Here is an 11,039-nt window from a genome sequence, read left to right as displayed (position 1 = left end):
GCGCACGCGACAGTCGGCATCCGTCGATGAGTGACGCGTGGGTTCCGGTGTCGGACACGATGAGGTCGCCGCGGCCGACGAGCGCGGTGATGGCTCCGACGTTGGCGAGGTAGCCGGACGAAAAGCACAGTGCCGCATCAAAACCCATGAAGTCGGCGATGTCGTCCTCGAAGTCGACGTGCAACCGCGTGGTTCCCGCGACGAGGCGCGACGCCGTAGCCCCCGCCCCGAACTCATCCAGCGCGGCATGCGCACCTGCGAGCACTGCGGGGTGCGTCGAGAGTCCGAGGTAGTCGTTGGACGCCAGGTTGAGCATCGACGCTCCGGCCTCACGAACGAATGGGACACGGTGCAGCCCAGCCGAATCGCGCGCCGCGGCGGCGTCGGTGAGCCAGTCGAGCGCCGACGCGTCGTCGACCGTCGTGCCGGCCGCCCGCAGCATGTCGACCTCGCCGAACTCGGAGCCCAGTGTGGCGTGATCCGGTGTCATCGGGCACCTCCCGCGCCGACCAACTGTGCACACGACGCCGTTGTGGCCGCGGCGATTCCGGAGCAGATCGTCTCGACGTCGGAGTCGGTGCAGACGAACGGCGGCATCGTGTAGATCAGGTTGCGGAAGGGCCGCAACCAGACTCCGGCGTCGACGGCGGCATCCGTGGCCGCGGCGATGTCGACCTCGTCGTCGAGTTCGACGACGCCGATGGCCCCGAACGTGCGGACATCACGAACCCCGGCCACGTCGGTCAGTGGCGCGAGTCCTCGCGCGAGCAGGTCGGAGATGTCGGCGACGCGGCGTCGCCACGGACCGTCGAGCAGCAGTTCGGTGGAGGCGACCGCGACCGCACAGGCGAGCGGATTGGCCATGAACGTGGGACCGTGCGCCAATCCACCGGCCTCACCCGCACTGATCGTCTCGGCGATCGCTGTGGTGCACAGCGTCGCGGCCAACGTCAGGTAGCCGCCGGTCAGCGCCTTGCCGACACACATGATGTCGGGCGAGACGCGCGCGTGGTCGGCGGCGAACAGCTCGCCGGTGCGCCCGAATCCGGTGGCGATCTCGTCGAAGATCAAGAGCAGGTCGTGCTCATCGCAGATTCGACGCAGCTCGCCGAGATAGGCGGGGTCGTGGAAGCGCATACCGCCTGCGCCCTGCACAACGGGTTCGACGATGATCGCGGCGAGTTCGTCGCGGTGTGCAACGACAGCGGCCTCTATGGAGTCGACATAGTCGGCATCGAACTCCGCGGGCGGGGCAGGCACGAACACCTGGTCGGCCAGAATTCGACGCCACATCGCGTGCATCCCGCCCTCGGGATCGCAGACGCTCATCGGGGTGAAGGTGTCGCCGTGGTACCCACCGCGCCAGGTCAGCAGTCGCGTGCGTTCCGGCTTGCCACGGCTGCGCCAATACTGCAGCGCCATCTTCACCGCGACCTCGACCGACACCGAACCCGAATCGCAGAAGAACACCTTCTGCAGGGGTCCTGGTGTGATGTCGACGAGCAACTGCGCGAGCCGCGCGGCGGGCTCGTGGGTCAATCCGCCGAACATCACGTGGCTCATCGACTCCAGTTGATCGCGCGCCGCGGCGTCGAGGACCGGGTGGCGATAACCGTGGATGGCGGCCCACCACGAGCTCATTCCGTCGATGACCGCACCGCCGTCGGCGAGTGTGAGTCGCACACCGTCGGCGCCGCGGACGACACGCGGTTGCGTCGGAGACGGCATGGCGCCGTAGGGATGCCAGATGTGTGCTGCGTCGACGCGGCTGATGTCGGCTGCATCCATGTGGTGCGTCCCTCCTCGCCGGCTTAGAGTGGTCCTGGACACCGTTCAGGTCCGAACTCCTGGACACTGTACAGGCTCCTCCTGAACGCTGTACAGGTTGCGTCACGGCCGGACGGCCTGGATACCCTGACGCGGTGAGCAACAACCGCGCCGACGTCCTGCGCGCCGCGCGCGGCATCCTGACCGACTACAGCCTCGCCGACCTCTCGATGCGCAGGCTGGCAACTGAAGTCGGTGTCCGCCCCAACGCGTTGTACTGGCACTTTCCCAACAAGCAGTCGCTGCTGGCCGCGCTGGCCGACGACATCCTCGGCGACATCGACCCGTCGGACCCCGATCAGCCGTGGGACGCCAGACTCGCCGACATCGCGATCGGGATGCGGACGGCGCTGCTCGCTGTTCCCGACAGCGCGGAGGTGGTCTCGTCGGCGTGGGCCAGCGGACTCGCGACGAGAACGGTGTCCGACGACCTGACCGACGTCGCGCTCTCCGGGGGACTGAGCCCGCGCGACGCACATGGAGTCGCCACCGCGATATGCCAGCTCATCATCGGGCTGACGATCGAGGAACAGACGCGGGCCCAGATGGAACGGCTCGGGGTCACCGGCCCGTCGGGTCGCGACTTCGCAGCAGAATTCGACGACGCGCTCGGCGTACTACTCGACGGCGCTCGACACCGGGCGCGCGCCACTCACTGACCCGACGTCGTCGCGACACCCCTCTGCGTCGTCGCGACACCCCTCTGCTCAGTGTGTCGGACCCGCTGGAATGGGTTTTTCACAGTTGCGGCGGGTAGCCTCCTACGCGGAGTACGGCGGTTGTCGTCCACCGCGCGTGTGTGTGGATAGGTCGCCACCGACTCGTCCCAGCCCCCGACACGGAAGCAAGCACGACTGACGTGGCAGCCCCAACCCAAGTGGTGACGACCCCTAACCGGAACGAGCCCGTCCCACCGCTCCCCGCGTATCGCACCGATCTCGACGGCCTCCGCGGGATCGCGATCATGCTGGTTGCCTGCTTCCACATCTGGTTCGGCAGGGTGTCCGGCGGCGTCGATGTCTTCCTCGCACTGTCGGGTTACTTCTTCATCGGATCGCTGCTGCGTCACGCGATCAACAGCCAGACGTCGCACGTCACGTTCATCGAGGCGCTCAACCCGTGGCCGCGCCTCAAACGACTGCTGCGCCGACTCCTCCCGGCGCTGTTCACGGTCCTCATCGCGGTCGCGATCCTGACCGTCGTCATCCTTCCGCAGACCCGCTGGCTCAACATCGGGCGCGAGCTGCGTGCGTCGGCGCTGTACTACCAGAACTGGTATCTGGCGCTGAACTCGCAGGACTACCTCGCGGCGAGTTCCGCGAACAGTCCGCTGCAGCACATCTGGTCGATGTCGGTGCAGGGGCAGTTCTTCGTCGGCATGCTGTTCGCCGCGGTCATCGCGGCCGGAACGATCAAGCTGCTGTCGGCGATCATCCGACCGATCGCTGAGCCGAAGACGATCCGTCTTCTCGTCGGCCTCGCACTGTTGGCGGTCGCCGCTGTCTCGTTCTACTGGGCGCACATGCGGATGGGCGTCAATCAACAGTGGAACTACTACGACACCCTCTCGCGCCTGTGGGAGCCACTCGCCGGCGGTCTGCTCGCCATCTGGTTGCCGCGCTGGCACGTTCCCCGTTGGATCCGCAACGGTGCGGCGATCATCGCTCTCGGCCTGATCATCACCTGTGGGTGGTGGATCGACGGCGTCGACTCGTACCCGGGTCCGTGGGCACTGGTGCCCGTCGGTTCGACGCTCGTCATCATCTGGGCGGGAGCCACCGCACTCGAGCGTCCTCGGTCGAGGCATGAAGCGATCGATCAGTCGCAACCGGCGGTCAACCGTGCGCTGTCCAGCCGGGTACCGGTATGGCTCGGCACCATCGCGTACTCGCTGTACCTCTGGCATTGGCCACTGCTGATCTTCTATCTGACCTGGCGCGGCAAAGACCACGCCAACGTCATCGAGGGCATCGGGCTCCTCGCCGTGTCCATCGGTCTGGCCTGGCTGACCAAGCGCTACGTCGAGGATCCGCTGCGGGGCGGCGACCGCGCGAAGCTGGCCCGCGGCGACCGACAGGGACGTTCGCGTTGGCTCAGCTACACGTCGGTGGTGACGACCGTGCTGGTCGTCTTGTCGATCGGCGTCGCGGTCGGGGTCAATGCATGGGACCGGCACGTCGCGAACACCGTCGTCAACACAGCGAATCTCGACCCGCACTCCTACCCCGGCGCCCGCGCTCTGCTCAACGGCTGGCCGGTGCCCGCGCTCGATCCCCAACCGACACCGCTGGCAGTGCTCGGCGACTTCCCGGAGACCTCGACGCAGGGCTTCATGAGTTCGTTCGAGGACCCGGAGATCCACGTCGGCGTCTACGGCGACCCGACCGCGACGAGGACGATTGCCCTCGCGGGTGGCTCGCACGCCGAGTTCTGGATCACCGCGCTCGACGAGCTGGGCAAGCGCAACCACTTCAAGGTCACGACATACCTGAAGATGGGGTGCCCGCTGTCCACCGAGCTGGTGCCCAAGCAGCGGGGTGTGCCGTATCCGCAATGCCACGACTGGGTGCAGCGCGTGATGGCGAAGGTGATCGCCGACAAACCCGACGCGGTGTTCACCAACTCGACCCGTCCACGCGACTACAAGCCGGGCGACTGGATGCCCGACGACTACAAGCCGATCTTCACGCAGTTCATGGATGCGGGCATCCCCGTTCTCGGCATGCGCGACACACCGTGGCCAATGGGGCCGACGGGCGCCCTCGACACCCCGACGTGCCTGTCCGACGGCGGAACCGCATCCGAATGCGGCTCCGATCGGGCGCGGGTGCTCTCCCCGACCGATCCCGCAGCGCCGTTCGCCGACGGCAAGCCACTGTTCCATCCGCTCGACGTGTCGAACGGCATCTGCACCCCGACGGAATGCCCGGCAGTCGTGGGAAACATCATCGTCTACAAGGATTGGCATCATCTGAGCGCGACGTACGTGCGCAGTCTGACCGACGAGCTCGAACGCCAGATGACACAGGCCCTGCCCTGGACCGGTCCCAACCACCGCTGACGCGCCAGCCGCCGTCGGCTCAGCGACCTCCTCGCGGAGTACGCCGATGCAGACCGACCGTGGGGGTGTCGTCTAACGCACACGAGTGCGGCTTTTCCCCGAGATGAAGACGGCGCCTATCGCGACTAGGGTCATGGCATGACTGCGAAAAGGTGGGCATGACCGTACCGCCGACCGACGACACGGCACCTCACGAGCCGGCACCCGGCACCGATGCCCAGAGCGTCGGACAGACAGCCGACGCGACGACGGCCACTCCCCCGCGTACATCAGAGTCGACGCCGGGATCGCTGCCGCCGGACAGCCCCGAACAGGCTGACGCGCTCGTCGCTCCCGAGCCCGAGCCCATCCCGGTCTGGCCGGGTACGCCATATCCGCTCGGCGCAACGTATGACGGTGTGGGAACCAACTTTTCGCTGTTCTCCGAGGTCGCCGAGGCCGTCGACCTGTGTCTGATCGACAGGGACGGGCACGAGCGTCGCATTCGTCTCGACGAGGTCGACGGCTACTGCTGGCATTGCTATCTGCCGAACATCGGCCCAGGCCAGTTCTACGGATATCGCGTCCACGGCCCCTACGATCCGGCGAGCGGGTTGCGCTGCGACCCGTCGAAGCTGCTGCTCGACCCGTACGGCAAGGCATTTCACGGGGATTTCGACGGCGACGAGTCGTTGTTCTCCTATCCGATGGCGTCGTCCGAGTCCGACGACGATGGTGGTGAACCGCCCGTCGTCCCCGCCGAACAGTCGTTGCGCGCCACCGCCGACCCCGACTCCGACGACTACGAGACCTCGTCGGCCACCACTGCCGGCGCGCACAACCCCACCGCGGACACCGGAGCCTCGGCGTCCGAGGAATCGGCGACCGAGACCGCCAACGGAGACGCGGGCCCGTCGACAGGCGAGGCCGACGACCCCTCAGCTGACGCCGATAACACCGTCGAAGACACCGAGACCCCCGTCGAAGACGCCGACACCACCACCGACGACGCCGAAGTCCTCATCGAAGATGCCGACACGGAGACGATCTCGCCCGCCGAGGACGTGTCGGCCGACCGGTCGCCGTCGATGCCGCAACTCGATTCACTCGGTCACACGATGTTGTCCGTGGTCATCAACCCGTACTTCGACTGGCAGCACGACCGCGCGCCACGACGCCCCTATCACCAGACGGTCATCTACGAAGCGCATGTCAAAGGCATGACCGCGACCCATCCCGACATCCCGGAGCAGTTGCGTGGCACCTATGCCGGCCTTGCCCACCCGGTGATCATCGACCACCTCAAAGAGCTTGGCATCACGGCGATCGAACTCATGCCCGTGCACCAGTTCATGCAGGACTTCGTGCTGCGCGACAAGGGTTTACGCAATTACTGGGGCTACAACACGTTTGGTTTCTTCGCGCCGCACCTCGAGTACGCGTCCAATCCGGATCAGCCCGCCAGTGCCGTCACCGAGTTCAAGGCGATGGTACGTGCGTACCACACCGCAGGCATCGAGGTGATCCTCGACGTGGTCTACAACCACACCGCCGAGGGCAACCACCTCGGTCCGACCGTCTGCTTCCGCGGCATCGACAACGGCGCCTACTACCGACTCGTCGACGGTCAGCCCGAGATGTACATGGACTACACGGGCACCGGCAACAGCCTCAATGGACGCCATCCTCACACGCTGCAGCTCATCATGGACTCGCTGCGCTACTGGGTGCTCGAGATGCACGTCGACGGTTTCCGCTTCGACCTCGCGTCGACGCTCGCCCGCGAACTGCATGACGTCGACCGCCTGTCGGCCTTTTTCGATCTGGTGCAACAGGATCCGGTGGTCAGCCAGGTGAAGCTGATCGCCGAACCGTGGGATATCGGCGAGGGCGGCTATCAGGTCGGCAACTTCCCGCCGCTGTGGACAGAGTGGAACGGCAAGTATCGCGACACCGTGCGCGACTATTGGCGCGGTGAGCCTGCGACGTTGGGAGAGTTCGCCTCTCGGCTCACCGGTTCGTCGGATCTCTACGAGTCCACGGGCCGGCGACCGTCGGCGAGTATCAACTTCGTCATCGCGCACGACGGCTTCACGTTGCGAGACCTGGTGTCGTACAACGAGAAACACAACATGGCCAACGGTGAGGACAACCGTGACGGCGAGAGCCACAACCGGTCATGGAACTGCGGCGTCGAGGGTCCCACCGACGATCCGGAGGTGAACGAGCTCCGCGCGCGCCAACAGCGCAACATCCTCGCGACGATGTTTCTGTCGCAGGGCACCCCGATGCTGGCGCACGGTGATGAGATCGGTCGTACCCAGCAGGGCAACAACAACGTGTACTGCCAGGACTCGCCGCTGGCGTGGATGGATTGGTCTCTCGCCGACAAGAATTCGGACCTTCTCGCGTTCACCCGCAAGGCCATCGACCTGCGCACCAAGCATGCGGTGTTCCGACGTCGACGCTTCTTCGCGGGCAAGCCGATCCGATGGGGGGAGGACATGCTCGACATCGTGTGGCTGACGCCCTCGGGCGAGGCGATGACGACCGCCGACTGGGACAGCGGATTCGGCAAGAGCCTCGCAGTCTTCCTCAACGGCAACGGCATCGCGGAGAAGAACGAACGCGGTGAGGTCATCTCCGACAACAGCTTCATGATCTGCTTCAACGCACACTACGAGGACATCGAGTTCACGTTGGCCTCCGAACGGCTCGGCCACGAGTGGGAGGGCGTCTTGGACACCACACATCCGCAGGGCGACTCCCACATCGAGTCGGCGCCCTGCGGCAGCACGGTCACGATCGGCGCGCGTTCACTCCTCGTCTTGCGCACACTGGCATGACGACAAGCGATCGCCAACGCCCGATCGCCACATACCGGGTACAACTGACACCGGATTTCGACTTCGCCGCCACCATCGGCATCCTGGATCACCTTGTGGCGCTGGGCATCAGCCACATCTATCTGTCACCGATCGGGACCGCCATGCCCGGGTCGACGCACGGCTACGACTGGGTTCCACCACCCCAGGTGTCTGCCACACTCGGTGGCCTCGAGGGGCTCCGCGCACTCCGGATCGCGGCGTCCGAGCATGGCCTGGGAATCATCATCGACATCGTGCCCAACCACACCGGTGTCGCCGAGGTGATGCGCAACCCGTGGTTCGCCGATCTACTCCGGCGCGGCTCCGGATCGCGGTACGCGTCGTACTTCGACGTCGACTTCTCGTCGGAGAACGGTTGCGACGGCAAGATCGCGATCCCCGTGGTCGCCTCCGACGGCGACCTGTCGCCGCTGACCGTCGACTCGCACGGCGTTCTGCGCTATTACGACCACGAATTCCCTACCGCACCAGGAACTCTCGGCGGTAGCGCACAGGATGTGCATGCGCGCCAACACTATCGGCTGGTGCCGTGGGACAGCGGACTCATCGGCTACCGCAGATTCTTCACGGTCAACGAGCTCGCGGGCCTACGCCAAGAAGACCATGAGGTCTATCGCGCAACGCACACCTGGATCAACGAACTCTTCGACGCCGAGCTCATCGACGGCCTACGCGTCGACCATCCCGACGGACTCTGGCAACCGATGGCGTACCTCGACGAGTTGCGAAGCGACATCGGTCCCGACTCACTGCTGTACATCGAGAAGATCCTGGCGGCCGACGAACAACTCGAACCGACCTTGCCCGTCGAGGGGACGACCGGATACGACCAGATGCGGATCATCGACGCGGTGTTCACCGCACCGTCGGGAGTCGTCGAACTCGACGAGATCCACCTGCGCGTCACCGGCGTACCGGGTGACTCGCATTGGCTGCACACACAGGAGCGCGAACGCAAACTGCAGACGCTGCACGACAAGTTCGGCAGCGAACACCGCAGATTGGTCCGCGCGATCACTCACTCTGATCCCGACGCCGATTCGGACGCGGTCGCCGAAGCGACCGCAGAGCTGATCGCGGCACTACCCGTGTACCGCGCCGACTATCCGTCACTGCGTCCCCTACTGATCACCACCGCGACCGAGATAGCCGCGCGCAGAGCAGATCTCGCTGCTGCCATCGATACCGTGATCAGTGCGACAACGCACGACGGTGCCGCGAGTTCTCGGCTTGCACAGACCGGCGGTGCCGTGACGGCCAAGAGTATCGAGGACAGCCTCTTCTACCGGACAGCGCGACTCGTCTCGTCGCTCGAGGTGGGTAGCGACCCCGCCGACCCGACCATGAGCCTGCAGAACTTCCACAACCACAACGCGATTCGTGCGGCGCAATGGCCATTGGCCATGACGGCGACCAGCACGCACGACACCAAACGCGGTGAGGACGTGCGCGCTCGGATCGCGTTGCTCGCCCAGGTACCCGAACGGTGGTCGCTCCTCGTCGACGAGCTCTGGTCGAATTGGCCCCCGCCGGATGACCTCACCGGCTACTTCCTCTTGCAGAACATCATCGGCGTCTGGCCGATCGGTGATCCCCCCGGCAGCGCGACCGTCAGCGACGAACTCCGACAGCGCCTGTACGACTACGCGCGCAAGGCGACGCGGGAGGCCGAACTGCACACATCGTGGACCGACGTCAACGAGGAGTTCGAGGGCCAGATCGAAGCCTGGATCGACGAGATCACCAAAGGTGCTGCAGCCGAGTTGATCTCACGTTTTGTCTCGCGGATCGCCTCGGCGTGGGAGCAAGAGGCGCTCGCACGCAAGGCGATTGCGCTTCTGTGCCCCGGCGTACCGGACATCTACCAGGGCACCGAGTGGTGGGACGACTCGCTCGTCGATCCCGACAACCGCCGCCCCGTCGACTACGACCGTTCGCTCGATCACCCCAAGGCGCGGGTCGTGCGTGCGGCACTCGCGGTACGCGCAGCACGTCCGGCAGCATTTGATCGCGATAGCGGTTACCTACCGCTCTACGCCGACGGGCCGGGCGCCGACCACGCGATCGCGTTCGGACGCGTCGTCGACGAGGTGCCCGAGGTGATCGTCGTGACGGCCCGATTCACCCACAGCCTCATCGACGACGCGGCGCTGACCTTCCTCGACCTACCCTCGGGGACCTGGCGTGATGTGTTGTCGGACAAGGTCTATCGGGGCGTCGCAGACCTCGGGGAACTGCGTGCCGCGAACCCTGTGGCCATCCTGGTACGTGCAGGCGACGGTGACACCTCTGTGGCAACCGGCGCGGCGTCGGCGACTGGGGCCGACGTCGCCGCGGTTGGCTCAGCCGCCGGGAGCAGGAGCAGGGGCGGCGGGTGATGGTGCGGCCGGTGCGGGACTCTGCGAACCGCCCTGCGTATCGGCGGCCGGACCGCTCGCTCCCTGCTGCTGCCCCAAACCGGCCTGTGCCCCACTGAGTTTGGACACCTTCCAGGAACCGTCTTCCTTCACCAGGTTGAGCCAGACGAGCATCAGCTCCTTACCGCCGCTGGGCGCGATCGTGCTCGTGCCGGACACCTCGACGAGCACGGCGGTCGACGCACGATCGGCGTCGAACGACTCGACCGACACCGACTTGACCGTCGGAGTGGCCTTGACGTTGAGATCGCGCAGCGCCTTGGAGCCGTCAGTCTGCTCACGCTCGAGATTCTGTCTGAACTCTCCGGTACTCAGCGGCCCCAGCAGGGTCTTCATGTCGCCGACGGCGTCGGAATTCATCGTGCTGACGAGTTTGACCGTGAAGACCGACGATGCCGACTTCGCATCGTCGAAGGCAGCCAACTTCTGTTGGTCGCGGTAGTAGCCCCAACCGAGCAGTCCGACACCCACGATCAGCGCGACAACCACGATCCCTGCGAGCACCTTGAGAAGTCCCGCGGTGCTGATGGTGACGGAGACCTGGCGAGAACCCTTGCGCTCCTTCTTCTCCGGCTCTGCCGCGTCGCCTGATGCACTGCCCTCGGTCTTCTGAGCGGCAGTCTCCTGAGGGGTCCCGTCGGCGGCTGCGCTGGACCTGCGAGCCGCGGCACGCGCACTCTTCGTCCGAGGAGCCTGCCGCTCGGGGACATCGTCCGACGCTGCGGCATCTACCTTCTCGGCGCGTGTCTTACCGGTGCCGACTTCTTGCGCGTCGTCGGTGTCGACCTTGTCGGTGCTGTTGTCGTCGGAGTCGATCTTGTCGACGTTGTTGTCGTCGGTGCTGTTCTTGTCGGCTGTCATGTGCTT

General features: G+C 65.8%; 7 protein-coding genes. 4 read left to right on the top strand and 3 right to left on the bottom strand.

What is annotated here, in order from left to right; translation table 11 throughout:
- Together A5785_RS03390 and A5785_RS03385 are read right to left on the bottom strand one after the other, a co-directional pair.
- Positions 1–442 (bottom strand): aminotransferase class I/II-fold pyridoxal phosphate-dependent enzyme (locus A5785_RS03390; protein WP_156527985.1); only part of this gene is annotated, 442 nt, incomplete at its 3' end.
- Between the two features lie 44 nt (positions 443–486).
- Positions 487–1,788 (bottom strand): adenosylmethionine--8-amino-7-oxononanoate transaminase, encoded by a 1,302-nt coding sequence (locus tag A5785_RS03385; protein ID WP_049698208.1) that lies wholly within the window; start codon positions 1,786–1,788, stop codon positions 487–489.
- A 134-nt stretch (positions 1,789–1,922) separates the two neighbouring features.
- Here A5785_RS03385 and A5785_RS03380 point away from each other — a divergent pair, with 134 nt between their 5' ends.
- The 4 genes from A5785_RS03380 (at position 1,923) to treY (ending at position 10,133) form a co-directional block, all read left to right on the top strand.
- On the top strand, positions 1,923–2,486 hold the full coding sequence (locus A5785_RS03380) for a TetR family transcriptional regulator (protein ID WP_049698209.1): 564 nt from the start codon (positions 1,923–1,925) through the stop codon (positions 2,484–2,486).
- A gap of 200 nt (positions 2,487–2,686) precedes the next feature.
- Positions 2,687–4,888 carry an acyltransferase family protein gene (locus tag A5785_RS03375; RefSeq protein WP_049698210.1) on the top strand — a complete coding sequence of 734 codons (2,202 nt, stop codon included), beginning with the start codon at positions 2,687–2,689 and terminating at the stop codon, positions 4,886–4,888.
- 158 nt (positions 4,889–5,046) lie between these two features.
- Positions 5,047–7,713, top strand: a complete 2,667-nt coding sequence (gene glgX / locus A5785_RS03370; RefSeq protein ID WP_049698211.1) for a glycogen debranching protein GlgX — start codon at positions 5,047–5,049, stop codon at positions 7,711–7,713.
- Positions 7,710–10,133 (top strand): malto-oligosyltrehalose synthase, encoded by a 2,424-nt coding sequence (gene treY, locus A5785_RS03365; protein ID WP_049698212.1) that lies wholly within the window; start codon positions 7,710–7,712, stop codon positions 10,131–10,133. Before glgX ends, treY begins: the two co-directional genes overlap by 4 nt.
- Here the strand turns inward: treY and A5785_RS03360 are convergent.
- Entirely contained in the window at positions 10,098–11,033 is a 936-nt protein-coding gene (locus A5785_RS03360; RefSeq protein ID WP_049698213.1) for a hypothetical protein, read from the bottom strand. The two genes, treY and A5785_RS03360, sit on opposite strands and share 36 nt — an antisense overlap.
- Positions 11,034–11,039 lie beyond the last annotated feature (6 nt).

It is taken from the genome of Gordonia sp. 852002-50395_SCH5434458 (assembly GCF_001665905.1).
In the GTDB taxonomy this organism is placed as follows: Bacteria; Actinomycetota; Actinomycetes; order Mycobacteriales; family Mycobacteriaceae; genus Gordonia; species Gordonia jacobaea.
The sequence above is the reverse complement of the archived record's forward strand: the minus strand, read 5'-3'. Positions and strand labels throughout refer to the sequence as shown.